Consider the following 26,014-nt stretch of genomic DNA (forward strand, 5'->3'; position numbering starts at 1 on the left):
TTCTGCCCCGCTGCGTTCACCATTTTTATCAACGGCGAACGGCACAGAAAAGGATTTCCATGCGCAGAAAATACCATGATCCCATGGTGCTGCATCCTGACCGTCTGTTTACATCGGTGGGAACCTGCGGCACCAATCAGGCCAGCGAAGTGAAAAAGCTACAGCGGATGGTGATGAATGCCGGTTACCGGCTGGCTACCGGACGCCAGCTTTCTGTCGATGGCATCTGCGGTCAGCAGACGGTAGAAGCGATACGCTGGTATCAGCGCCTGCTTAACCTTTCACCTTCCGGACTGGTTACGCCGCTTTCCGTTTACTTTATGGATGCGTTAACTGCGATGTCGCCTGATAACCAGTTGCATGAGGCCGGCGGTTTGTTGCGAGTAAGTCAGGGGCAGTTCACTTTTGATAACGAAGGGCGGGACTACCGCACCGTTGTGGTGCCTTTTCGCGCCGGGCCAACGCCCTGGTTTTCCCGCGTGCTGCACTGGCCTGGGGGCCATTCTGGCGTGACGTTAGGACGCGGCTTTGATATGAAAATGCGCAGCGCCGGAGAAATCTACAGCACGCTGCGTCAGGCTGGCCTGGAAGAGCATAAGGCGGTGATCTGCTCCCGCGCAACGGGCCTGAGCGGCAGGACAGCAGAGCAGTTTGTCACGGTGTTTGGTCCGATGATTGGCGAGATTACCCATCAGCAGCAGATACGGCTGTTTGACGTGATTTATCCCCAGTATGTTAGCCTGGCTAAAGGTTACTACTTTAGACATACAAAGAAGCTCCAGATTATCCCGGATGCTGTTAGCTGGGAGGCAATCGATTCAAAAATAAAAGATGTTTATATTGATATCGTTTATCAGGGTGTTGATGATATTACGCAGCTGGTAAAAGCTGTTGCCAGTAATGATAAAGATGAATTGAAAAAGCTTATAAAGAATACACCGCGTTATATGCAGTTTGAAAAGGAAAGAAAAAGAATAGGTTATTTATGAAAAAAATATATTTTATCTTTTCCCTGTGTCTCGTTTCATTTGTGTCGTTAGCTGAAAGTCCTGATACAGGTGAAGAAATTCAGTTTTGTTATGATGGCAGTAAAAGGGCAGAAAATTCTGTTACGCCTGCAGGTTGTATGGAGGCTAAACGTGAAGCCGCTGAAAAGGCGATGCAGTCTCAGTTAAATAAGCTAAAAGAACATATCAGGAAAAATTTCGACGATCCTTACCATCTTAATGATGAAGATGGCGAAACTATCGCTCGGGTTTTTTTACAGCATCTAAGCGCTTCCCAGAACGCCTGGATAAAATCCAGGGACGATCTATGTCTGGCAGCGGTTAGTTTGATGGGAGAATGGGCAAGTAGCCGGAACGTTGCCATGAGCCAGTGTATTATCAATCTCAATAAAAGCAGGATTGATGAGCTGGAGAGCTACTTTTTAACAGGTAATAACTAGTATATAAGCCGCTCCTGAAGAAAATACGCATGCTTATGGTGAAGTACAAGCGCGCTGCCATATTAATATGAATCAGCGCCGAATTGATGAAATAAAAATGTTTTATCTTTCAGAAGATGATGGCCAAAACAGTCCTGAAAAAGAACGCCACTCACCCCATTTATAACAGCTGTGCCTATCACCTAAAGTTATGACCCGCGCTCAAGCCATAACATCATCTTTTGCCCTTCAGGCTCTGTCTGCGACAGAAAAGCGGCATTAACCGCGCTTTTACGCTGGTGCTCAGCGTCAAATCTGGCCTGTTCGCTTAATTCGCTCGACGCATAACTTATGACCGAATAGTGCATATTGCCGTTTTCTTATGCCGATATCGCAGCATTTTTAGCTAGCTCTTTGCCTGAACAGCTCGCTAATCGTTCAGTTATGCAGCGTTCAACGATAAATTTTAATCGTTTTTTTGCGGTTAAACCTGCTGGCCTGCGCGTTTATCACCCGATATTTATAAGGTTAAAGCCGCTTGCTACAAATTTTCCAACTGGTTTTGTTATCGAATGGTTTTTTTTATGTTTGCTTGCTGTTTCTCACACTCTGTGTAAATACCTCATATCTGTATTGACGTTCTTTCATTCTGTTGACAAATTGATGTTTCACCGGAGTAAGGGAAGCAGATTCTTCTGATAGCTTTTGCACTGTCAGAACCACCCGCCACCACTTATCTCCCAGCCCGCACCGGCTGCACAAAAAAAACACAGGCCGGGCATACGCGCATAACACACATCACAGATTGGAGCATAAGCATGAGTATTTCCTTGGCTAAATCAGGGGTGCTAAAGGTCGGCCTGAGCCTGATAGCGATGACCGTTGCCGTTAGCGTTCAGGCAAAAACTCTGGTTTATTGTTCAGAAGGATCGCCAGAAGGGTTTAACCCGCAGCTGTTTACCTCCGGTACCACTTACGATGCCAGCTCCCGCCAGGTGTATAACCGTCTGGTTGAGTTCACTATCGGTACGACCGAACTGCATCCGGCGCTGGCTGAGAAGTGGGATGTCAGCGAAGATGGCAAAACCTACACTTTCCACCTGCGTAAAGGCGTGAAGTGGCACACCACCAAAGATTTCAAACCCACCCGCGATTTTAATGCGGATGATGTGGTGTTTACCTTTGAGCGTCAGCTCGATAAAAACAACAAATACCACGGCGTTTCCGGCGGTAACTACGAATATTTCGAAGGCATGGATATGCCCAACCTGATCAGCAAAATCGAGAAGGTGGATGACTATACCGTGCGCTTTACCCTGACGCGTCAGGAAGCCCCATTCCTGGCTGACCTGGGCATGGATTTCGCATCGATTCTCTCTGCGGAATATGCCGATAAAATGCTGCAGGCGGGGACACCGGAAAAAGTGGATCTTAATCCGGTTGGCACCGGCCCGTTCCAGCTGCTGCAGTACCAAAAAGATTCCCGCATCCTGTATAAAGCCAACGCCGAATACTGGGGCACCAAGCCAAAAATCGATCGGTTAGTGTTCTCTATCACGCCGGATGCCTCGGTGCGTTACGCCAAGCTGCAAAAAGGCGAATGTCAGGTGATGCCGTATCCAAACCCGGCAGATATTGCCCGCATGAAGCAGGACAAAAACATCAACCTGATGGAGCAGCCTGGCCTGAACGTCGGCTATCTCTCGTTTAACGTCGAGAAAAAGCCGCTGGATAACCTGAAAGTGCGCCAGGCGCTGACCATGGCGGTCAACAAAAATGCCATTATCGATGCCGTTTACCAGGGCGCCGGTCAGTCCGCTAAAAACCTGATCCCGCCAACTATGTGGGGCTATAACGATGCGGTGCAGGATTACCCTTACGATCCGGCTAAAGCCAAAGAACTGCTGAAAGAAGCGGGCATGGCTGATGGCTTCGCTATCGACCTGTGGGCAATGCCGGTACAGCGTCCTTATAACCCGAACGCGCGCCGTATGGCGGAGATGATTCAGGCGGACTGGGCGAAAATCGGCGTGAAAGCCAAGATCGTAACCTATGAGTGGGGCGAATATCTGAAGCGCGCCAAAGATGGCGAACATCAGACGGTAATGATGGGCTGGACCGGCGACAACGGGGATCCGGATAACTTCTTCGCCACCCTGTTTAGCTGTGCGGCGGCGAAAGATGGCTCTAACTACTCGCGCTGGTGCGATAAGTCGTTTGAAGATTTGATTCAACCGGCGCGTGCCACCGACGATCATGAAAAACGTATTCAGCTTTACAAACAGGCTCAGGTAGTGATGCACGATCAGGCGCCCGCGCTGATTATCGCGCACTCCACGGTTTATGAGCCGGTAAGTAAAAAAGTCTCTAACTACGTAGTCGATCCGTTGGGTGGTCACTACTTCGTTAACGTCGATATCGCTGAATAATCTACCGGGCCAGCAGCGTCTGGCCTGATAAATCACGTCGCTGTCGCTGTCTGTGATGCCACAGGCAGCGACAGCCCGACGGCGATATCTGTGGGCTGAAGCGTTTTCATCCCCTTTCCCGGACGAAAAAATGGCTAAGGCGCAATTTCTTGCGTCGCGGCTGGCTTTACGCCAGCGCAGGATGTGAGCAAAACCCGCCCTGAGTGGTGGGATAAAAATAGAGAAACCGGATTATGCTGCAGTTCATATTCCGACGTTTGGGTCTGGTGATCCCAACGTTTATCGGTATTACCTTGTTAACGTTCGCCTTCGTGCACCTGATCCCTGGCGATCCGGTGTTGATCATGGCAGGCGAGCGCGGGATCTCTCCCGAACGTCACGCACAGCTTATGGCCCAGCTGGGGCTGGATCAGCCGCTGTGGAAACAATATCTCACCTACATTAATGGCGTGCTGCATGGCGACCTCGGCATTTCCCTGAAAAGCCGTACGCCGGTATGGGATGAATTTGTGCCGCGCTTTAAGGCCACGCTGGAGCTGGGCATCTGCGCCATGCTGTTTGCCGTTGCGATTGGCATCCCGGTTGGCGTGCTGGCGGCGGTAAAACGCGGCTCCATTTTCGACCATACCGCAGTAGGCATCTCCCTGACCGGCTACTCAATGCCGATTTTCTGGTGGGGCATTATGCTGATCATGCTGGTTTCGGTGCAGCTTAACCTGACGCCGGTATCGGGACGATTAGGCGATGCGGTGTTCCTTGATGATACCCAGCCGTTGACCGGTTTTATGCTGATCGACACGCTGATTTGGGGTGAACCGGGCGATTTCCACGATGCGGTCATGCATATGATTCTGCCTGCTATCGTGCTGGGCACCATTCCACTGGCGGTGATTGTGCGTATGACGCGCTCGTCCATGCTGGAAGTGCTGGGCGAAGACTATATTCGCACCGCGCGCGCCAAAGGCCTGACGCGGATGCGCGTGATTATCGTCCATGCGCTGCGTAACGCGATGCTGCCGGTGGTGACCGTTATTGGCCTGCAAATCGGTACGCTGCTGGCCGGTGCGATTCTTACCGAAACGATCTTCTCCTGGCCGGGCCTGGGACGCTGGCTGATTGAAGCCTTGCAGCGTCGCGATTATCCGGTGGTGCAGGGTGGGGTGCTGATGGTCGCCACACTGATCATTCTGGTTAACCTGCTGGTTGATCTGCTTTATGGCGTGGTGAATCCACGCATCCGACACAAAAAATAAGGGGGCGCTATGTCTGTTATTAATCCGGGCGGCGTAAGCGCTGCACCCAAGCCAATGACCCCGTTTCAGGAGTTCTGGCACTACTTTAAACGCAACAAAGGCGCGGTGGTTGGCCTGGTCTATATCGTGATTATGGTGACGCTGGCGATTTTCGCTGGCTTGCTGGCGCCGCACGGCCCGGCTGAGCAGTTCCGCGATGCGCTGCTGCATCCGCCGGTATGGCAGGAAGGCGGCAGTTGGCAGTATATCCTCGGTACTGACGACGTCGGCCGCGATGTGCTGTCGCGTCTGATGTACGGCGCACGGCTGTCGCTGCTGGTTGGCTGTCTGGTGGTGCTGCTGTCGCTGATCCTCGGCGTCATCCTCGGCCTGCTGGCGGGCTACGTGGGCGGCGCGGTGGACGCCACCATTATGCGTCTGGTGGATATTATGCTGGCGCTGCCGAGCCTGCTGCTGGCGCTGGTGCTGGTGGCGATTTTTGGTCCATCGATTGTTAACGCCTCGCTGGCGCTGACCTTCGTAGCCTTGCCGCACTATATCCGTCTGACCCGCGCCGCGGTGATGGTGGAGATCAACCGCGATTACGTGACCGCTTCGCGCGTGGCGGGTGCGGGCACCCTGCGTCAGATGTTTATCAACATCCTGCCTAACTGTCTGGCTCCGCTGATCGTGCAGGCGTCGCTGGGCTTTTCCAACGCGATTCTGGATATGGCGGCGTTGGGCTTTCTCGGTATGGGCGCGCAGCCGCCAACGCCGGAGTGGGGCACCATGCTTTCCGATGTTCTGCAGTATGCGCAAAGCGCCTGGTGGGTGGTTACTTTCCCGGGGCTGGTGATCCTGTTGACGGTTCTGGCATTTAACCTGATGGGCGATGGCTTGCGTGATGCGCTCGACCCGAAACTCAAGCAGTAAAGAGGCACCGAGATGGCGTTATTAAATATAGAAAAACTGTCGGTGCATTTCGGCGAAGAAAAAGCACCTTTCCGTGCGGTTGACCGCATTAGTTACCAGGTCGAACAGGGGCAGGTTGTCGGTATCGTGGGTGAATCCGGCTCGGGCAAGTCGGTGAGTTCACTGGCGATTATGGGTCTGATTGATTATCCCGGCCGCGTCATGGCGGACAAGCTGGAGTTCAACCAGCGCGATCTGAAACGCATCTCTGAGAAAGAGCGGCGTCAGCTGGTCGGCTCGGAAGTGGCGATGATTTTCCAGGATCCCATGACCAGCCTGAACCCGTGCTACACCGTGGGTTATCAGATTATGGAAGCGATTAAGGTGCATCAGGGCGGCAACCGCCGTACCCGACGCCAGCGCGCCATCGATTTGTTGAACCAGGTGGGAATTCCCGATCCCGAATCACGGCTTGATGTCTATCCGCACCAGCTTTCCGGCGGCATGAGCCAGCGCGTGATGATCGCCATGGCGATCGCCTGTCGTCCTCGCCTGCTGATTGCCGATGAGCCGACCACCGCGCTGGACGTGACTATCCAGGCGCAGATTATCGAGCTGCTGCTTGAGCTGCAAAAGCAAGAGAACATGGCGCTGATCCTGATTACGCACGATCTGGCGCTGGTGGCGGAAGCGGCGCAGCACATCATCGTGATGTATGCCGGACAGGTGGTGGAAACGGGTAAGGCGAGCGATATATTCAAAGCGCCGCGCCATCCTTATACCCAGGCGCTGCTGCGCGCGCTGCCGGAATTTGCCGTAGATAAAGCGCGTCTGGCTTCGCTGCCCGGCGTGGTACCGGGGAAATATGACCGTCCCAGCGGCTGCCTGCTGAATCCGCGCTGCCCCTATGCCACCGACCATTGCCGGGTGGAAGAACCTGAACTCCGTGATATTCCGGGGCGTCAGTCCAAATGTCACTATCCGCTGGATGATGCCGGGAGACCAACTTATGCGTCCTGAAACTCAAGAACAGCAATATTTGCTGCAGGCTATCGACCTGAAAAAGCACTATCCGGTGAAGAAGGGACTTTTCGGCCAGCCGCGGCTGGTGAAGGCGCTGGACGGCGTCTCATTTAACCTTGAACGCGGGAAAACGCTGGCGGTCGTCGGCGAGTCGGGCTGCGGGAAATCCACGCTTGGCCGCCTGTTAACGATGATTGAAACGCCAACCGAAGGACAGCTGTTCTGGCACGGTCAGGATCTGCTGAAGCACGACCGCGACGCGCAGTCGCTGCGTCGGCAGAAAATCCAAATCGTGTTTCAAAACCCGTACGGCTCGCTGAATCCGCGTAAAAAAGTCAGCCAAATCCTTGAAGAGCCGCTGCTGATCAATACCTCGCTCAGCAAAGCGGAGCGCCGGGAAAAAACGCTGGAGATGATGGCAAAAGTCGGACTGAAGACCGAGCATTACGATCGCTATCCGCATATGTTTTCCGGCGGGCAGCGGCAGCGTATCGCCATCGCGCGCGGCCTGATGCTGGATCCTGATGTGTTGATTGCCGATGAACCGGTTTCGGCGCTGGATGTATCGGTGCGCGCTCAGGTGTTGAACCTGATGATGGATTTGCAGCAGGAGATGGGGCTTTCCTATGTCTTTATCTCGCATGATTTGTCGGTGGTGGAGCATATTGCCGATGAGGTGATGGTGATGTATCTGGGGCGCTGCGTGGAGAGAGGCTCTAAAGAGGCGATTTTCTCTAATCCGCGCCATCCTTATACCCAGGCACTGCTTTCCGCTACGCCGCGTCTCAACCCGGACGATCGTCGCGAACGTATCAAGCTGACCGGCGAGCTGCCCAGCCCGCTTAATCCGCCGCCAGGCTGCGCCTTTAACGCGCGCTGTCGTCGTCGCTTCGGCACCTGCGTACAGCTACAGCCGCAGCTGAAACAGTATGGCGACCAGCAGATTGCCTGCTTCGCCGTCGATCAGGATGAGCAGCAAAAGGTAGGTTAAAACCCGCATTAAACCCTGCAATATCACGTTGCAGGGTTTTTCTATTATATAACCCACGCTTTTTTACCGCGCATAAATGACATTATGTGTTATTAACCTGGTTTTTTACGCTTTCATGCTGGTTGGCTTCGCTATTTATCCGGTTAATAATTTTCAGCTACTATTTATTTTGTTTACCAGCGCGAGAAACCTCTCAAAATAACTTCTTTAGATTTAATTACTTTTTTATACAAATCAGCTCCTATACTTGCTCGAGCCAGCGCATCATAGATAACAAGGTGTTACCACATCTAAGCTTAAGATTTCATAAAAAGGCCGTTAAGGTATGAAGCGTAATAGCTAAAAAATCAATGGATGGATAAGCGAGCTTAACATGGACTATGCGTTTGGATTATTTAAAAGCAAGGGAAAGCCGGTAAAAGAACATAATGAGGTATTGCAGGACGTTATCGCCACCCATACAAATTTCATTTATGAGAGAGAAATTTGCCAAAACCTCCTTTCAGGCAGCAGTAATATTGAAATTATTCGCAACTCATTGCTTAATTCCAGTGAGCAGCTGAAAAAAGAACAGGAAATTATTGATCGTCTTAATGAAAGGAACCTGTACGTCCAGAGTTGTATTCATGCGCTGATGCAGAAATTATGTGAGTTTGAAAAGCATGCGGAAAATGGCCAAGGCGTCAGCCTGGCGCTGCAGGCATCGGTAGACGATATCAAAGAGTGCGTAAACGATATTGATCGCCTGGCGAACCAAACCGATCTGCTGGCCATTAATTCCGCAATAGAGGCCGCCAGAGTCGGTACCATGGGACGTGGTTTTACCGTGCTGTCAAAAGAGGTGAAATGCCTGGCTGAAGAGGTAAAAAGCCAGTCAGCCAAGATTGAAAAAATCACCAATAATATAAAAAGCTCAGCCGATCAGGTTTCCGATAATTGCACCACCGTGATTAAGTCCCATGTGATTGTCAGAAAAGAGGTTGACGAAGCCTGCGCAGCGTTAGAAGAGGTGATCAAACGTTCCGCGCGTATGCAATCCATTATCCGCTTTATTTCCCAGCAGCAGTTTCTCAATACGGTCAAACTCGATCACATCGTCTGGAAGCATCAGGTCTACTCCCTGCTGTTCAATAAAGATAAAAAAGGCAAAGTAAACACCCACCATGAATGTCGTTTGGGCAAATGGTATTACGAAGGGGAAGGCCATGCGCTATTTGCCGGCAACGAAAAGTTTCGCCAGCTGGAACGGCCGCATGCTGAGGTGCATAACAGCGGACGCGCGGCGCTGACGGCCTTTTGCCAGAACGATATCAAAGCCATGTCCAACTTCCTGGGGAAAATGGAAGAGGCCAGCTCACAGGTTATCGTCATTATTGATTGCCTGATTGAACATATGACACCCGAGCAGATTACCTGAGCCTGACGGCCATTAAAAAAGCCCGTACTGTTCGCCGCCGCTCACCTGTTATCAGGCAGAGTCGGTGAGGCAACAATACGGGCTTTTGCTATCCTGCGGTGGGGAAGGCCTCGCCTGGCGGATGCGAATGTTATGCCGCCGCCAGGCAAAGATTATTGTGGATAGGGTACCCAATCGCCGCCGTTCAGACGTATCCAGGGCTTGCCCTGATACATCATCACTATCGCGTTATCGTTTTCCGATACCACCGGCGTCTGCGGCAGGTTCTCTGTCAGCACCGACATATTCACGTTCGGCGCATTAAACACTTGCCCATCCACCACGCGTGAAACCAGCTCGGAAACGGCCTGCAGGCTGGTTGGCGTATCGACGCTTAACGGCTGCCCCTGATGCGGCGACTTCATGCCAACAAAACGAATGCCTACCGGAACGTGGGTAATGCTTGGGCTGGGAATATCACGCAGGCCAGACATCTGCATCTTATCGCCCACCACGGCGGCACCATGTTCCGGTACCACCATCACCAGCACCTGACGTCCCGATTTTTCCAGGTTAGTCAGAAAAGTATCCAGCTGATCGAACAGCAACTGCGCGCGCGGTTTATACGGCGCGGTGCCGGTACTGCCCAGCTCACGCGTGCCGTCATGCAGCGGGATCAGGTTATAGAACGTGGCGGTACGCGCGTCGTTGCTTTTCATCCGATCGTCCAGCCAGCGCTGCATCAGCTGCGCATCGTTATAAACCGGTGAGCCGTCAAATGAGGTCAGTTCCGGCGCAATGCCAGCCTGCGACATCAGCGGTGCCTGAAGGTCGCCATCTTCACGCAGTTCTTTCAGGTAGTTACCAAACACGCCGGTGTGATCCATCATCAGCTGCTCTTTAAAGCCCAGCTTCGCCAGGTTATCAAACAGATAGCATTGTTGCTCAGCCGGTTTATAGAGATCGCTATGCGAGGTCTGGCCGCAGCTGGCGCGCAGCAGGCGGATCCCCGCCGGGCCGCTGTAGCCGGTGGCCGAGTTATAGTTGCTAAGCAGAATATCAAAATGCTTCCACAGCGGATGATCGCGCAGCTGCACCGCATCGATATCTGACCAGGCGAGCGAACAGATATTGATAATCAGCACGTCAAATGGCTGCGAGTCGGGCGACAGCGTGGCCGGGAAGGTGGTCACGCGCTGTTTTTCCGTTTGATAAAAACGGTTGAGATAAGCGGTCAGGTTGGCGCTGGTTGGCGGCGCGGATTCATCCAGCGCATTTTTATCGGCGGCGGCGTTATTCGCGGGCGTCGTTTTATTCAGCACCACTTCCGGCGTGGCTGATTTAGTCGGCAGCAGTGAAAACGTGGGCCCGGCGAGGTTGATGACGTTTATCCAAATCAGCATCAGCGATACCAGCACCGTAATGCGTACCCACTGAGAGATAAACATATACAGCACCAGCATCACAAAAGCGGCGCCCACCATCTGCCAGTTAATAAAACGGTTTACCAGATCAAGCAGATAGGCGCTGGAGAAACCGGCCAGCTGCCCGCCCTGGCTCATAATACTTTCCGGGCCAGGCAGCCAGGTATCGTGCCAGAACAGCGCAAAACCGATCGGGACAGAGATCCAGCTGCGCAGGCGATGCAGCCGCAACGAAGGCAGCGGGAACAGCAGCCAGGCAAGAAACACCAGGTTTGCCAGCGCATGAAAATTAAGGTAGCCGAACCACAGCAGGGCAAACTTAATTAAAAAATAGAAGTTCCAGCCGCCCAGCCCGCGCCAGCTGCGCCAGAAAGCAGCTGTGGCAGGCTGCGTCTTTTTACCATCAGTCATTATTTATCTTTATCCGTTTTGTTGGACTGGCGTTGCCAGGTCCCTTCATATTTTAACGATCGTGGCGGCAACAGCCGTTGCGTCATGCCGCGCCAGCGGGCGGGCAGCCAGCGGGTATAGAGCGGTTTCGTCAGCAGCGCGATCAACGCCAGCAGAATCAAAATCTGCACGCCATCAGTCAGTGTCATTTGCGCACCACCCCCTGTTTAGTAAAGCTGAGCACCACCGGCTGCGGTGTTTGACGCTCGGTTGGCTGCGGCGGCTTAACGGCCGGTTGCGCAACGGTCATGGCTGGCGGCACATCTTTCCACGCTTCCGGCACCAGCGTTTTCATCTGCCGGACTTCCGAAAGAATTTGTAAATCCTCAAACCAGACCAGACGGTTGGAAAAGATCTCGTCGTGCGGCAGGCGGAAAATAAATTTCAGCGCGGTATCGAGATCGTTATAGCGGCATGATGAGAGAAACAGATAGAGCCGATCGCCGCGCACCGTCACCAGGTCGCCGTAACGACGCGGCTTACATAATGTGAGTGCTTGCTCCGGTTTTAGCTCAGGAACCGGGCGCAACGCCACCAGCAAACCTTTACCATTTTCCGGCAGCAGCGTATTGCTGACCAGCCGCGTTACCGACTGACAGAAATTATCCAGCGGCAAAAAGCCTTTCTCTTGCAGCGGCTGAAGCGACAGCAACAGCGCATCCAGATTCGCGGGCACATGGCGGTTATAACGCTGTCCCTGCAGGCTTTCTAGCGTGGTTAAAAAGCGCGACATCGGCGCGCCAAAAGGCACGATGGCGTTGACCCCGCAGGCCAGCAGCAGGCGCTCATCGCTATAGCGCAGACTGGTTTGCATCTCGCGCACCATGATCTTCAGCCCCGCGCCGCGTGCCCGACGCAACGTATGGATCTGACGAGAGAGCGTATGAATTTCTTCATTATTTTTCAGGCTGAAAATTACCGTGGCGGAATCCGCCTGCTGCGCGCGCGAAGCAACCAGCTCGTTGCTGTCAAAAAGCTGCCAGTGGCTGGAGAGCGGCGGCGCGCCTTCCAGCACCTGCTGTTCCGCAATGCAGATCGCTTCATCATTCAGCGTCAGCGGCGTGTTCTGGTCATCTTCACGCAGCACCGCGAAACCGGATTCTTGTAAGGTTAAGCGCAGCGCGCGATCGGCCATCAAACGTTGATCGTGACACCACCAGCTGACACGATAATTCCAGCTGTCCTGCTGATATTCCAGATGCGCAAGACCGTTCAATTGCCGGAAAGAACTCAGTAAGTTTTGACGTAAATTATTTACACCGGAACCGGAAGTAATAATTAACAGGCAGCAATGACGCGCGACCAAAGTACGGTTGATTTTTTTTATCCAGGCGATTAATTCCACAGGTGATAGTTTTTCTATGAAAGAAAAATTATTGAAAAATAATATCAACCGCGGCTTCGCTGAAAGCGTGCGTGCTAAATCTTCCGGTAAATCAAGCAGCGCCCGACGTTTTTCCGATAAAGAATAAAAGGGAATACGCGCCGGCCCATTAGGCAGCGCAGGTTCCAGTAACGATTGTGGCGGCGCACCGGCGCTAATAAGCGTCAGCGCCTGTTGCGCGCCAATAACCTGACGCGCCAGCCTGTGGGCGTCATCTGGCCGGTTCACGGTAAGCCAGTAGCAGCCCGGCGGCTGCATTTCAATTAATTCATTTTGAACCTGCTCAATGCCGAGCGTAAAAGAGAGTGCCATAGAAGTTTCGCAAATTGGTTCAACCGAAGCTATTTTATTATAGACAGTGATTTATTTCGCCTGGATAATTTAAACAAATATAATAAAACGCCAGGCCATATGCTTAGCCTGTGTCCTTACTTTCAGTAAGGAAAAATGAACGCTATTCAATGTCTTTTTTAATGGCAAGGTAAATGAAACAACCGCAAGAAATTTCTGCTATGCCTGATGATAACGGGCTACATGATGACATTAGCGCGCTTGGCGAAGCTTTTTCTTTTTCTGCATTTCGCTATGTCGATATTGCGCGGGAAGAACGGTTAGCAGCGATTCTAACGCGCTGGCCGTTGCTGAATGAGCTATCCGCACAACAAAAGGAAAATGCATGCCGGTCTTAGCGCTGCAGGGCGTGCGGGGCGGGGCGGGCACCACCTCGGTAACAGCGGCTCTGGCCTGGGCTTTACAGCAGCTGGGCGAGCCGACCATCGTAATGGACTGGTCGCCCAGCAATCAGCTGCGTCAACATTTTAATACGCCGCAGGGCGAGGCGCGCGGCTGGATGCGCGCCATGCTGGACGGCGAAGATCCGCAGCATGTGGCGTTACGCTACCCTGACGGCCCCGATTTTATCCCGTTCGGTCAGCTAACCTGGGCTGAGCGTACCCGTTTTTACGCCGATCCGGCGGGGTTTGCGCAGGCATGGCTGCCTTACCTTGACGCATTAAAAGCGCAGTACCGCTGGGTATTACTTGACCTGCCGGGCGGCGAGCAGCCCTGGCTGCAGCCGGTATATGCGCAGGTTAACCGGTTGATTCAGCTGCTGGTGGCCGACGCGAACTGCCATCTGCGTCTGCATCAGCCCACGGGCGATATTCAGCCGCTCTATCTGCTTAACCTGTTTAACGCCAACAGCAAGGTGCAGCAGGATCTGCATCAGCTGTGGATTAGCACGCTGCGTAATCTGATTCCGCTGATGATTCACCGCGACGAGGCGTTGTTTGAGGCACTGCTGAACAAGCAGCCGTTGGGGGAATATCGGCCGCTGGCGTTGGCCAGCGAAGAGATCACCACGCTGGCCAACTGGCTGATGATGCATATCCGCGAGGAGAGCGTATGAATCCGTTACGCTGGCTGATTGCGGCACCGGCCTGGCAGGCGCTGAACGCGCGCTATGACGGCTATCGGCAGGCTGGCACCACAAAAATGGCGGCCGCGATCCACTGTTTCTGGCTGGCGCTGGGCTGGTCGCTGCTGCGTTTTGAAACGTCGGGCTGGCAGCGCATTATTGCGCAGCGTCGGACGCTGTATCCGCATATTTCGCCGGAGCATCCGCGTCCGCTGGATATCGTGCGCTTTTTCTCGCAAAGCCTGTGGCTGCTGCTTTTCCTGCCGCAGGATGGCAGCGCCGTTAGCCAGCGCAAACGCTTTAGCGCGTTTCGTCATCTGTTCAGCTGGCGACAACGTTTTTACCTGTGGCTGGATGGCCTGCCGCAGCGCATTCAGCATGGCGAGCAGCTGGAACAGCGGGTCAGCCGCCTGTCGCCCGCGCTGCGCAAACTGGTGTTTATTTCGTGCAGCATCGCCGCCGCCCTGCTGGCGCTGCTCTGTATTTCTCAACCCTTTGATCTTTTTACGCAATTTATCTTTGTGGTGATCCTGTGGGGGCTGGCGATGGTGGTGCGCCGCGTACCGGGCAGGCTGGCGACCATGATGCTGATTGTGCTGTCGCTGACCGTTTCTTGCCGCTATCTGTGGTGGCGCTACACCTCCACCCTGAACTGGGACGATCCGCTCAGCCTGACCTTCGGCCTGCTGCTGATCGGCGCGGAAACCTACGCCTGGGTGGTGCTGGTGCTGGGTTATTTCCAGACGCTGTGGCCGTTGCATCGTCAACCGGTCTCGCTGCCGGAAGATACCCGCTTGTGGCCATCGGTGGATCTGCTGGTGCCGACCTATAACGAGCCGATGAGCGTGGTAAAACCCACGATTTACGCTGCGCTGGGCATCGACTGGCCGAAGGACAAGCTTACTATCTACATTCTTGATGACGGCAACCGCCAGGAGTTTCGCGACTTTGCTGCCAGCGTCGGCGTCCGTTATGTGGCGCGCCCGACCCATGAACATGCCAAGGCGGGTAATATCAATAACGCCCTGCGTACCGAATGCCAGAGCGAGTTTGTCACGATTTTTGACTGTGACCACGTGCCGACGCGCTCTTTCCTGCAAATGACGCTGGGCTGGTTCGTGAAAGATAAAAAGCTGGCGATGCTGCAAACGCCGCATCACTTCTTCTCGCCCGATCCTTTTGAGCGCAACCTGGGCCGTTTCCGCCGCACGCCAAACGAGGGCACGCTGTTTTATGGCCTGGTGCAGGATGGCAACGATACCTGGGACGCCACCTTTTTCTGCGGCTCCTGTGCGGTGCTGCGCCGCAGCGCGCTGGATGAGATCGGCGGCATTGCGGTGGAAACCGTTACCGAAGATGCGCACACCTCGCTGCGTTTGCATCGGCGCGGCCATACTTCCGCCTATATTCGTATCCCGCAGGCGGCTGGTCTGGCGACGGAAAGCCTTTCGGCGCATATCGGCCAGCGTATTCGCTGGGCGCGCGGCATGGTGCAAATTTTCCGTCTCGATAACCCGTTGATGGGGCGCGGCCTGAAGCTGGTGCAGCGGCTCTGCTACGCCAACGCCATGCTGCACTTTCTCTCCGGCATTCCGCGCCTGATCTTTTTACTGGCGCCGCTCGCTTTCCTGCTCACGCACGCCTACATCATTTTCGCGCCTGCGCTGGCGATCGCCATCTACGTGTTGCCGCATATGCTGCATACCAGCCTGACCAACTCGCGTATTCAGGGCCGCTACCGGCACTCATTCTGGAGCGAGGTCTATGAAACGGTGTTGGCCTGGTATATCGCAAGGCCGACCACCGTGGCGCTGTTCAATCCGCACAAAGGTAAGTTTAACGTGACGGCGAAGGGCGGCCTGGTCGAGGAGCAACATCTCGACTGGGTGATCACCAAGCCTTATATGGCGCTGGTGTTGCTCAACCTGGCGGGCGTGTTTATGGCGGGCTGGCGTATCGCTTACGGGCCGCAAAACGAGGTGCTGACGGTGCTGGTCAGCCTGCTGTGGGTGTTCTACAACATGATCATTCTTGGCGGCGCGGTGGCGGTTTCGGTCGAAGCACGGCAGATTCGTGAAGCGCATCGCGTTGAGATGGCGATGCCTGCGGCGATTGCGCGCAAAGATGGTCATATGCTGCCCTGCACGCTGCGCGACTACTCCGACGGCGGCGTGGGCGTTGAACTGCGTGAAACCGATGCGCTGAAAGATGGCGAAGAGATTCACCTGCTGCTGCGCCGCGGCCAGCAGGAGTTCAGCTTCCCGGCGAAGGTGCAGCGCGTCTTCGGCCGCCGGGCCGGTATCCGCCTGAATAACCTTTCCACTGCGGAACATATTGAATTTATTCAATGTACGTTCGCCCGCGCCGATACCTGGGCGCTGTGGCAGGACGGCTTCCCGGAAGATAAACCGATCCAAAGCCTGACCGACATTATGATCCTGGGCTTTAAAGGCTACATTCGCCTGGCTGAGTATGGGCCAGCGCGATTACGCCAGCTGTTCTTAATGCTGACCGCCTTCCTCTCCTGGCTGGCGTCGTTTTTTCCCAAAGGCGTGGGAAGCGCAGCGGCAGGCGTTGCCGGTGTAAAACAATGACTCAACTGATGATGCGACAATGACGAGAAAAATAAGCTGGTTTACCGCAATGCTGATGGGGCTGTTGCCATTAGCGCATGCCGCACCCGAACCTAACCCGGCCGGTCAGGCGATGGGCATTGCCCAGTCCGCTGAGGCCGCCGTGCCGGTTGATGCGCCCGCTCAGGCCCAGCCTGGCGCGAGCCAACCTGCACAAGCGCAACCTGCGGCCGCAGCGGAAACGTCCGCCAGCGGCGGCGCGCCGGTACGAAACAGTGAGTTAACGTTCACTAACGTTGCGCCAGCGCCAGGCAGCTTCAAGCTTCAGGGCACGCGCCCGGATGGGCAGATCGAGTTTGGCGTACGTAGCGATGAGCTGGTCACGCAGGCGGTGCTGCATCTGAATTACCGTCCTTCCCCGGCGCTGCTGCCAACGCTGTCGCATTTCAAGATCTACCTGAATGATGAGCTGGTCGGGCTGGTTACCATCACGCCAGAGCAGCTGGGCAAAGAGAATCAGGCGACGGTCACTATCGATCCGCGTTTTATCAGCGATTTTAACCGCGTGCGCTTTGAGCTGGTGGGTCATTACACCAATATCTGCGAAAACCCCGCCAACAGTTCGATCTGGCTGGATATCGGCAAAGAGAGTCGGCTCGATTTAACGCTGCAAAAACTGCCGCTGAAAAATGACCTGTCCGACTTCCCGGAACCTTTCTTCGACAGCCGCGATAATCGTCCGTTACAGCTGCCCATGATCTTCGCCAGCGCGCCGAATCCTGACCAACAGCATGCGGCGGCGCTGCTTGCCTCCTGGTTTGGCGTACAGGCGCAGTGGCGCGGCCAGTCGTTCCCGGTGCTTTATAACCAATTGCCGCAACAGCAGCATGCGGTGGTGTTTGCGACCAACGATCGACGTCCCGACTTCCTGAAGGATTATCCGGCGGTAGACAAACCCACCGTGGAAATCATCAGCCAGCCTGACAATCCGTATCAGAAGATGTTGCTGGTGCTGGGACGCAACGACAGTGATCTGCTCACCGCGGTAAAAGGCATTGCCCAGGGCGATGTACTGCTGCGCGGCCAGTCCGCCAGCGTTGAACAGGTGAAACAGCTGGTGGCGCGTCAGCCTTACGATGCGCCAAACTGGGTGCGGACCGATCGCGCGACGAAATTCTCTGAGCTGCAACAGTATGAAAATCAGCTGCAGGCGGATGGTATTCAGCCTTCTCCGGTAAGCCTGACGCTGAACCTGCCGCCGGATCTGTTCCTGGTGCGTGCGCGCGGCATCAAAATGGACCTCGCCTACCGTTACACCTCGCCGATGCAAAATGATGGCTCGCGGCTGGCGGTTAACCTGAATAACCAGTTTATGCAGGATTATCCGTTGCAGGTAAAAGACGACAACGGTAAACAGCTGCTGCATATTCCGCTGATTCAGGGATTGCAGGATACCGGTACCTCGCTGACCATTCCGGCGCTGCGTCTTGGCGTGGTTAACCAGCTGCGCTTCGATTTCGATTATGCCACCACCGTGATCGGCGGCAGCAGCGACGGCCGCTGTGAAACGGTGTCGCCGGTGGCGCACCATGTTGTTGTCGATGGCAACTCCACTATCGATCTCTCTGGCTACCGCCACTATATCGAAATGCCGTCGCTGCGCGCGTTCGCCAACGCAGGCTTCCCGTTCAGCCGCATGGCCGATCTGGCGCAAACGCTGGTGCTGGTAAACCCGCAGCCGCAGGCCGATCAGGTTAGCGCGCTGCTCAATGCGGTGGGCAATATCGGCGCACAAACTGGTTTCCCGGCGCTTAACGTTCAGATCAGCGATGACTGGTCAAAAGCCAAAGCGGCGGATGCTGATTTGCTAATGATCGGCACTATTCCTGCTGATTTACACGAAGATAGCCGCATTAATCTGCTGGTAGAGCGGGCGAAAAGCTGGGTGAATAAACCGGTACGTCAGCCGGTACTGGATGATGTCGATACGCCAGCGAGCGATCGCACGGCCGCCAGCCAGACCACCATTGTTTCTGACGGCCCAATGGCGGCGATTATCGGCTTTCAGTCGCCGTTCCATGAACAGCGCAGCGTAGTTGCCCTGCTGGCGGACAGCCCGCGCGCTTACCAGCTGTTAAATAATGCCTTGCTCGACAGCGGTAAACGCACCGCGATCTACGGCACCGCCGCCATTATTCGTGAATCCGGCGTGAACAGCCTGCGCGTAGGCGACCGCTATTTTGTTGGTCACCTGCCGTGGTGGGAACGTTTGTGGCATGCGCTGGCGTCTCATCCGTTGCTGATGGCGCTGTTTGCCGTGGTGGTGGTGCTGTTGGTTGCCCTGATGGTTTGGCGCCTGATGCGGTTGGTAACGCGTCGTCGCCTTGGTAATGAGGACGACGAGTGATCGCGCTGACTTTGCGTTGCGTCATGCTGGCGTTGATGCTGCTGGTAGCAGGGCGCGCCAGCGCTGACTGCGCTGCCTGGCCGGACTGGGAGCAGTTTAAACGTGACTACATCAGCGATCAGGGGCGGGTGATCGATCCTTATGAAGGGAAAAATATCACCACCTCTGAAGGCCAAAGCTATGCGCTGTTTTTCGCGCTGGTGGCGAACGATCGGCCTGCCTTCGATCTGCTGCTGAGCTGGACGGAAAACAACCTGGCGGCGGGCGATCTGACGCAGCGTTTGCCCGCCTGGCTGTGGGGGCAAGAGAGTAAAAGCGGTAAATGGCAGGTGCTGGACGATAATCCCGCTTCCGATGCCGATCTCTGGATCGGCTGGACGCTGCTACAGGCCAGCCATTTATGGCACAGCCGCAGCTATCAGGTGACCGGCACGCTGCTGTTAAACCGGGTGGCAAAAGAGGAAGTGGCCGATCTGAAAGGGTTTGGCCTGATGCTGATGCCGGGCAAAGCCGGTTTTATTCAGCCGGATAGTTGGATGATTAATCCCAGCTATCTGCCGTTGCAGCTGTTAACCCGCCTGAGCGCGTTAAAAGGGCCGTGGCCGGAAATTAATCGTAACGCGCTGCGCCTGTTGCAGGAAACCGCGCCGAAAGGCTTCGCGCCTGACTGGTATGTCTGGCAGAGCGGCAGCGGCTGGCGGCCTGATAACAGCAAAGGGCCGACGGGCGGTTATGATGCCATTCGCGTCTATCTTTGGGCCGGTATGCTGAGCGATGAGGATCCGCGTAAAGCGACGCTGATGGCGCATTTCGCGCCGATGGCGCGCCTGACGGAAACCGCGGGCAATCCGCCGGAGCGCGTCAACGTGCTGACCGGCGAGATGACCAATCACGGCAACGTAGGCTTTTCAGCGGCGCTGCTGCCGTTTTTGCAGGAGTCGCATGCGCTAACGGCGCAGCAACAGCGCGTACAGCAACAGCCGCCCGGCAGCGATGCCTACTACAGCAGCGTACTCAATCTGTTTGGCGGCGGCTGGAGTGATAACCGCTACCGTTTTAATGCGCAGGGCGACCTGTTACCGGCATGGGATCCACAATGCGTAACGTCAGATTAAGCTGTCTGAGCCTTTTGCTGCCGGGCGTGATCGGCATCAGTTCCCTGCCTGCGCTGGCCGCCGAGACGGCGCGCGAGGTGTCGCCGGTTGCATGGCTGCTGGAGCAGGTACGCACCGGCGAGGCAACCAACAAATATGATTTAGTCACCCAGGCGCTCTATCGTCTGGAGAAAATCGATCCTGATAACCCGGAAGTGATTGCCGCCCGCCTCAGGCTGGCGCTGCATCAGGGCGATCAGGTGAAGGCGCAGCAGTATATGGCGCAGCTGAAGCAGACGGCGCCCGACGCGCAGGCGACAAAAGAGGCGCAGGCCAGCATGCTGCTGATTAGCGCTGAAGGTCGGCAGCAGTTGCAGCAGGCGCGTTTGCTGGCGACGTCGGGTCATTTACCGGAGGCGCGGGCGGCCTGGGACACGCTATTTAACGGCACCTTTCCCGGCGTTGATCTGGCGCTGGAGTACTGGAGCCTGGTGGCGCGTATTGACGGTCAGCGGCCGGTTGCCCTGGCTAACCTGCAGGCGCTGGATCGGCGCTATCCGGGCAACGTCGGCGTGCGTATGCAGCTGGCGCGGTTACAGTACCAGAACGATAACGCCGCGCAGGCCACCGAAGAACTGAAAACGCTGGCGGGAAATCCTGCCGGGCGCGATCAGGCGGCTGAGCTGTGGCTAAGCAATATTCAGGCGCAGCCGGTGACGACGCAAAGCGTGGCGCAGCTGCAACAATATCTGGCGACCTTCACCAGCGGCGATGCGCGCAGCAACGGCGAGCAGGAGCTGGCGCGTCAGCAAAAAATGCTGGCCGATCCCGCCTTCCAGCAGCGTTCGCGCGCGCTGGCGCTGGTGGATAATGGCGCAGGCGCGGAGGCGATCCCAACGCTACAGGCGGCGCTGAAGCTGAATCCCGACGATGCCGATCTGCTGGGTGCAATGGGCCAGGCGCAGGCGCGTGCCAATAATCGCGCCGCCGCCGCCGGTTATTTTGAGCAGGCGATCAAAGCGGGGCAGCAAAGCACCAACGTTGGCATGTGGCAGAGCCTGCTGCAAACCAACCGCTACTGGCTGACAATCGAAAACGGCGACAAAGCACTGGCGCAGGGAGATATCGCTAGCGCCGAGCGTCAATATCAGCAGGCGCGCACGCTGGATAACAGCGACAGCTATGCGCTTATCGGTTTGGGCGACGTGGCGCTGGCGCGCAAAAATCAGCCGGACGCGGAGCGGCTGTTCCGTCAGGCCTGGCAGATGGATCGCACCAACAGCACGGCGGTACGGCGGCTGGCAGGGCTTTATCAGCAGCAGTCGCCGCAAAAAGCGATCGCCTTTATCAACGGGTTGAGCGGCGAGCAGCAGCGCGCGCTCGGCAGCACGCTGAACAGCCTGCGTAGCGATGTGCTGCGCGCCGAGGCGGATACGCTGGCTCAGCAGGGCAATTGGGCGCAGGCAGCAGAGAAATATCGTCAGGCGCAGCAAAACGCGCCGGATGATGTCTGGCTTAACTATCGGCTGGCTGGCGCGCTGCTGAATAGCGGCGATGCCCGCCAGGCCGACAGCCTGATGAACACCATGGCGCAGCGTCTGCCCGACGATGCCACCCAGGTTTATGCGCACAGTCTCTACCTTTCCGGCAGCGATCGGGATGAGGAAGCGCTGATGCAACTTAACCGCCTGCCGCAGGCGCGCTGGGACGCCAATATGCGCGAACTGGCGGATCGTCTGCAACAGAACAAAGTGTATGCGCAGGCGGACGCGCAGCGTCAGGCGGGCAACAGCGGCGCGGCGGTAGCGCTGCTTAACGCGCAGCCCGCTTCGCCACGGCGCGACATTACGCTGGCCGACTGGGCGCTGGCGGATGGTTACCCGCAGCAGGCGCTGACGGGTTACCAACAGGTGCTGGCGCAGGATAAAAACAATCAGGACGCCGCGCTGGGCGAAATTGAGGCGCTGGTAGCATTGAATCGCAAAGCGGAAGCGCGTAATGCGCTGAACGCCATGCCAGCCGGAGCGGCGGAGGCGAGCATCAATGTTGGTCGCCGTCTGGCTAACGCCTGGCAAAGCGTGGACGATACCGCACGCGCACGCGATCTGTATCAGCAGCTGAAACCGCGTGCGCAACAGGAAGCGCCTTCGCAGAGCAGCGCGCTGGTGTTCCGCGATGCGGCCCAGTTGGAGGCGCAGCAGCAGCAGCCTGAGCTGGCGTTGCTGGATTACCGCCAGGCGATGGTCGCCAGCGGCATCACGCCAACGGTGCCGCAAGAGAACGCCGCTTTCACTCGCCTGATGCGCAATCAGCCGGACGATGACTGGCTGAAGCGCGGTATTCGCAGCGATGCCGCCGATCTTTACCAGCGACAGGACACCACGCTGAAGCTGGAGCAGGATTATTCACGCAATAAAGGCACCGGCGGGATCTCCGATCTCACCGCGCATACCACCATGTTGCAGCTGGAGACGCCGCTGGCCGCCGGGAGAAGCTTTGTGCGCGTCGATCGCGTTGAGGTTTCCGCAGGGACCTTTGCCACTGAAAACGGACGTCATAGCGAAGTGTTCGGCACCTGTGCCGATAACGGCACCGCAGGCTGTAGCAGCGATCTGAAACAGCGTGCGGAAGGGATAGCGCTGGGCGCAGGCTGGCAGAACGATCGCTGGTCGGCGGATCTGGGCACCTCGCCGATGGGCTTTGAAGTGGTCAACTGGGTGGGCGGCGTCAGTTGGAACACTGACGTGAAAGATGTCGGCCTGACCTTTACCGCCTCGCGGCGTCCTATTTCCAGCTCGCTGCTGGCCTATGCGGGCGCGCGCGATCCCAGCCCGCAGGGCGGCAAAAGCTGGGGCGGCGTGGTGGCAACCGGCGGCTCGGTGGGATTGAGCTACGATCAGGGCGGATCGCACGGCGTATGGGCCGATCTGAGCGCGCATCAAATCACCGGGAAAAACGTGGCCGACAACAGCCGCGAGCGCCTGATGGCGGGCTATTATTATAAGTTGATCAACGAAGACAACCGGCGCGCCACTATCGGCCTGAACAGCATGCTGTGGCACTACCAAAAGGATCTTAGCGATTACGCTTTCGGGCAGGGCGGCTATTACAGCCCGCAGCAATATTTTTCCCTGGCGGTACCGATAACCTGGCGACAGCGCACGGAAAACTGGTCTTTTGACCTTGGCGGCTCGGTCTCCTGGTCGCGCTCAACAACCAGCGCGCAGCAGCGCTATCCGGTTTATCCGGGGTTTGCCACCACGGCGAATGATAGTCCGGCAGGCAGTTCCGGCAGCGGCTTCGGCTATACGTTACGTGCGGCAGTGGAGCGGCGTCTGACGGCGCACTGGACGTTAGGCGCGGCGGTGGATATTCAGCAGGCGAAAGACTATACGCCCAGCCACGGTTTGATTTACGCCCGTTATTCAATGAGCGGCTGGGAAGGCGATCTTGATCTGCCGCCGCAGCCTTTAGCGCCTTACGCTGACTTTAAATAGCCTCCTGCCTGGAAAAAACCGAAAACGGTTTCCTGCCGTCACCATCATTGCTTAAAAAACAGCAACCATGAGATATACTCCTGGTTGCTTTTATCGTTATTGCCCGCTTCTCAGGGCCTGGAGAATAGCTTTGCGCGTTAGTCGGTCACTTACGATCAAGCAGATGGCAACGGTTTCTGGCGTTGCGGTAGTGACTATCTGTATTTTTATCGTTATTCAGCTTTTCCATTTTGTGCAGCAGCGCAGGATAGATTACGCCCAGCAAATGGAAAATATCGCCCATACCGTGCGTCAGCCGCTCTCCGAGGCGGTGCTGCGCGCTGATATTCCACAGGCTGAACGCATTCTGCAATCGTTAAAACCCGCTGGCATTCTTTCTCGTGCCGAAGTGGTGCTGCCCAACGCTTTTCAGGCCTTGCACACCGATTTTGAAAACGAAAAGGCGGTGCCGCGCCTGATTGCCCGGCTGTTTGAGCTGCCGGTGCAGATCACCGTGCCGCTCTATTCGGTAGAGAGCGCCGCTTCGCCAAAGCCGCTGGCTTATCTGGTGTTGCAGGCTGATTCCTGGCGCGTGTATCAATTTATTCTCAGCACCATCGCCACGATGCTGACGACCTATTTTCTGCTGGCGCTGATTTTGTCGATTGCCATCAGCTGGTGCATTAATCGGCTGGTGATTCATCCGCTGCGCGACGTCGCCCATGTGCTACAGGATCTGCCGCCGCAGGATATTTTGACTCACAAGCTGCCGCTGCCAAAGCTGCATCATGACGATGAAATCGGCATGCTTATCCGCAGCTATAACCGCAATTTGCAGGTGCTGGAGTCGGTGCATGATGAGATGAGCCGCCTGACTACGCATTATGGCTTAACCGATCTGCCCAATCGCACGCTGTTTCTGGCGCTGCTGGAGCAGCACCTGAAAGCCGCCACCTATAGCGGGCCTTTTACCGTGATGGTGGTGCGTATTGAGACACTGCTGGAAGCCAATGGCGTATTAACTGAGGAGCAGCGCGATACGCTGACCTTAACGCTGCTGGAAAAAATCCGCGGCGTGATTGAAGAGCGTACCGTGCTGGGCCAGCTTGGCGTCAGCGATTTTGCCTTGCTGGTGAAAAAGGCTAACAATCCATTCCGCGCCTGGCGCCTGGCGCGTAACCTGATGAATCGTCTGCATCAGCCAGTGACCTTACACGAGGTGCAGCTCCGTCCTACGTTGAGCATTGGTATTGCGCAGCGCGACACCGACAATATCAGCGCACCAGAGCTGCTGGGGCGTGCGGTTTCCGCCATGATGTCCGCCCGACATCAGGGCAAAAATCAGGTGCTGTTTTTCGATCCGTTGCTAACCGAGCGGGCGCAGCGGCGGCTGACGCAGGAGCACGATATTTTGCAGGGGCTGGAGCAGGAGCAGTTCGCACTGTTTTTACAGCCGCAGATCAATATGAGCAACGGCGAGCTGGTGGGCGCGGAGGCGTTGCTGCGTATGCGCCAGCCGGACGGCAGCTATAGCCTGCCGGAAGAGCTGATCACCAACGCTGAGGAAATTGGCGTTATCGGTGCGCTCGGGCGCTGGGCGCTGGAAGAGGCGTGCCGCGTGCTGGCGGCCTGGCAGAAGCGCGGTATTCAGCTGCCGCTGAGCGTGAATATTTCGGCGATACAGCTCCGCGAACCGGGCACCGTTTGGCATCTGCAGGAGCTGTTAGAGCGGCATCGTATTCAGCACGGCAGTCTGGTACTGGAGCTGACGGAAACGGCGCAGATTGGCGATCCTGCGCAGGCCAAAAGCCTGTTGGGCGCGTTGCGGGAGGCTGGCGTGGCGGTGGCGCTGGATGATTTCGGCACCGGCTACGCCAACCTGAGTTATCTGCATCAGTTCCGATCGTTGCCGATCAGCAAATTAAAAATGGATCGCAGCTTTGTTTCCGCGCTGCCCGATGACGATACCATGGTCAGGATTATGGCGGCCATTTCCGACATTACCGCGCTGGATGTGGTGGCTGAGGGTATTGAAACGGTGGCGCAACGCGACTGGCTGCTGGCGCGTGGCATTACCATCGGGCAGGGCTACCTGTTTGACGGCCCGCTTTCGCTGCATGATTTTGAGAAGTGGCTGGCGACGCTTACGCCGCAGAACTGACTATCCCAGGGCCGTGACGCGGCCCTTTGCTTAGATAAAACCAATATTCCGCCGCGCCATTCCACCCGCTCTCGCTACCCAGATCCATGCAGAGGCAAAGTACCCAGCATTTAATTCTGAATATCTGGTTATAGAAATTCCTGCTGAAGCGTTTCAGTTCATAAATTTTGATTATGACCCGTTCGGGTGGTGACAGAAGATATCAATCTTGTTAACGCG

General features: G+C 56.0%; 18 protein-coding genes. 15 read left to right on the plus strand and 3 right to left on the minus strand.

Translation table 11 applies throughout. The features are described from left to right. Window positions 1–59 precede the first annotated feature (59 nt). The 8 genes from J2X14_RS11195 to J2X14_RS11230 all read left to right on the plus strand — a co-directional run bounded on the left by J2X14_RS11195 (window position 60) and on the right by J2X14_RS11230 (window position 9,430). Window positions 60–989 carry a DUF8812 domain-containing protein gene (locus J2X14_RS11195; RefSeq protein WP_352411293.1) on the plus strand — a complete coding sequence of 310 codons (930 nt, stop codon included), beginning with the start codon at window positions 60–62 and terminating at the stop codon, window positions 987–989. After that, a complete protein-coding gene (locus J2X14_RS11200) occupies window positions 986–1,447 on the plus strand; it encodes a lysozyme inhibitor LprI family protein (protein WP_352411294.1) in 462 nt (153 codons plus the stop codon). The genes J2X14_RS11195 and J2X14_RS11200 overlap by 4 nt, the downstream gene beginning before the upstream one ends. Before the next feature lie 797 nt (window positions 1,448–2,244). Then, on the plus strand, window positions 2,245–3,855 hold the full coding sequence (gene dppA / locus J2X14_RS11205; RefSeq protein ID WP_352411295.1) for a dipeptide ABC transporter periplasmic-binding protein DppA: 1,611 nt from the start codon (window positions 2,245–2,247) through the stop codon (window positions 3,853–3,855). 233 nt (window positions 3,856–4,088) lie between these two features. Continuing rightward, window positions 4,089–5,108: a dipeptide ABC transporter permease DppB gene (gene dppB / locus J2X14_RS11210; RefSeq protein ID WP_352411296.1), complete on the plus strand. Its 1,020-nt coding sequence runs from the start codon at window positions 4,089–4,091 to the stop codon at window positions 5,106–5,108. 9 nt (window positions 5,109–5,117) lie between these two features. Then, window positions 5,118–6,020: a dipeptide ABC transporter permease DppC gene (dppC, locus tag J2X14_RS11215; RefSeq protein WP_352411297.1), complete on the plus strand. Its 903-nt coding sequence runs from the start codon at window positions 5,118–5,120 to the stop codon at window positions 6,018–6,020. A 12-nt stretch (window positions 6,021–6,032) separates the two neighbouring features. Next, window positions 6,033–7,019 (plus strand): dipeptide ABC transporter ATP-binding protein, encoded by a 987-nt coding sequence (dppD, locus tag J2X14_RS11220; protein WP_352411298.1) that lies wholly within the window; start codon window positions 6,033–6,035, stop codon window positions 7,017–7,019. Beyond that, complete coding sequence (dppF, locus tag J2X14_RS11225) at window positions 7,009–8,013, plus strand: dipeptide ABC transporter ATP-binding subunit DppF (protein WP_352411299.1); 1,005 nt, start codon at window positions 7,009–7,011, stop codon at window positions 8,011–8,013. Before dppD ends, dppF begins: the two co-directional genes overlap by 11 nt. Before the next feature lie 373 nt (window positions 8,014–8,386). Continuing rightward, the gene (locus J2X14_RS11230; RefSeq protein ID WP_352411300.1) at window positions 8,387–9,430 is read left to right on the plus strand and encodes a methyl-accepting chemotaxis protein; all 1,044 of its coding nucleotides are present in this window, start codon (window positions 8,387–8,389) and stop codon (window positions 9,428–9,430) included. 152 nt (window positions 9,431–9,582) lie between these two features. On the opposite strand, the gene bcsG is transcribed toward J2X14_RS11230, so the two are convergent. From bcsG to bcsE, 3 genes are read right to left on the minus strand one after another with little or no spacing between them, the layout of a single operon-like run. After that, on the minus strand, window positions 9,583–11,244 hold the full coding sequence (bcsG, locus tag J2X14_RS11235; protein ID WP_352411301.1) for a cellulose biosynthesis protein BcsG: 1,662 nt from the start codon (window positions 11,242–11,244) through the stop codon (window positions 9,583–9,585). After that, complete coding sequence (bcsF, locus tag J2X14_RS11240) at window positions 11,244–11,432, minus strand: cellulose biosynthesis protein BcsF (RefSeq protein WP_352411302.1); 189 nt, start codon at window positions 11,430–11,432, stop codon at window positions 11,244–11,246. Before bcsF ends, bcsG begins: the two co-directional genes overlap by 1 nt. Further along, entirely contained in the window at window positions 11,429–12,979 is a 1,551-nt protein-coding gene (bcsE, locus tag J2X14_RS11245) for a cellulose biosynthesis protein BcsE (protein ID WP_352411303.1), read from the minus strand. Before bcsE ends, bcsF begins: the two co-directional genes overlap by 4 nt. Window positions 12,980–13,179: 200 nt before the next feature. Between bcsE and bcsR the strand changes: the two genes are divergently transcribed. The 7 genes from bcsR to hmsP all read left to right on the plus strand — a co-directional run bounded on the left by bcsR (window position 13,180) and on the right by hmsP (window position 25,795). Continuing rightward, the gene (gene bcsR / locus J2X14_RS11250; protein WP_502890001.1) at window positions 13,180–13,356 is read left to right on the plus strand and encodes a cellulose biosynthesis protein BcsR; all 177 of its coding nucleotides are present in this window, start codon (window positions 13,180–13,182) and stop codon (window positions 13,354–13,356) included. Beyond that, complete coding sequence (bcsQ, locus tag J2X14_RS11255; RefSeq protein WP_352411305.1) at window positions 13,344–14,075, plus strand: cellulose biosynthesis protein BcsQ; 732 nt, start codon at window positions 13,344–13,346, stop codon at window positions 14,073–14,075. The genes bcsR and bcsQ overlap by 13 nt, the downstream gene beginning before the upstream one ends. Then, window positions 14,072–16,678, plus strand: coding sequence for a UDP-forming cellulose synthase catalytic subunit (gene bcsA, locus J2X14_RS11260; protein WP_352411306.1), 2,607 nt, complete (start codon window positions 14,072–14,074; stop codon window positions 16,676–16,678). Before bcsQ ends, bcsA begins: the two co-directional genes overlap by 4 nt. 19 nt (window positions 16,679–16,697) lie before the next feature. Then, window positions 16,698–19,064: a cellulose biosynthesis cyclic di-GMP-binding regulatory protein BcsB gene (gene bcsB, locus J2X14_RS11265; RefSeq protein WP_352411307.1), complete on the plus strand. Its 2,367-nt coding sequence runs from the start codon at window positions 16,698–16,700 to the stop codon at window positions 19,062–19,064. A 23-nt stretch (window positions 19,065–19,087) separates the two neighbouring features. After that, window positions 19,088–20,179, plus strand: a complete 1,092-nt coding sequence (gene bcsZ, locus J2X14_RS11270) for a cellulose synthase complex periplasmic endoglucanase BcsZ (RefSeq protein ID WP_502890002.1) — start codon at window positions 19,088–19,090, stop codon at window positions 20,177–20,179. After that, complete coding sequence (bcsC, locus tag J2X14_RS11275; RefSeq protein WP_352411309.1) at window positions 20,161–23,655, plus strand: cellulose synthase complex outer membrane protein BcsC; 3,495 nt, start codon at window positions 20,161–20,163, stop codon at window positions 23,653–23,655. The genes bcsZ and bcsC overlap by 19 nt, the downstream gene beginning before the upstream one ends. Window positions 23,656–23,785: 130 nt before the next feature. Then, the gene (gene hmsP, locus J2X14_RS11280; RefSeq protein WP_352411310.1) at window positions 23,786–25,795 is read left to right on the plus strand and encodes a biofilm formation regulator HmsP; all 2,010 of its coding nucleotides are present in this window, start codon (window positions 23,786–23,788) and stop codon (window positions 25,793–25,795) included. Window positions 25,796–26,014: the final 219 nt, after the last annotated feature.

It is taken from the genome of Mixta sp. BE291, assembly GCF_031457955.1.
Taxonomy (GTDB): Bacteria; Pseudomonadota; Gammaproteobacteria; order Enterobacterales; family Enterobacteriaceae; genus Mixta.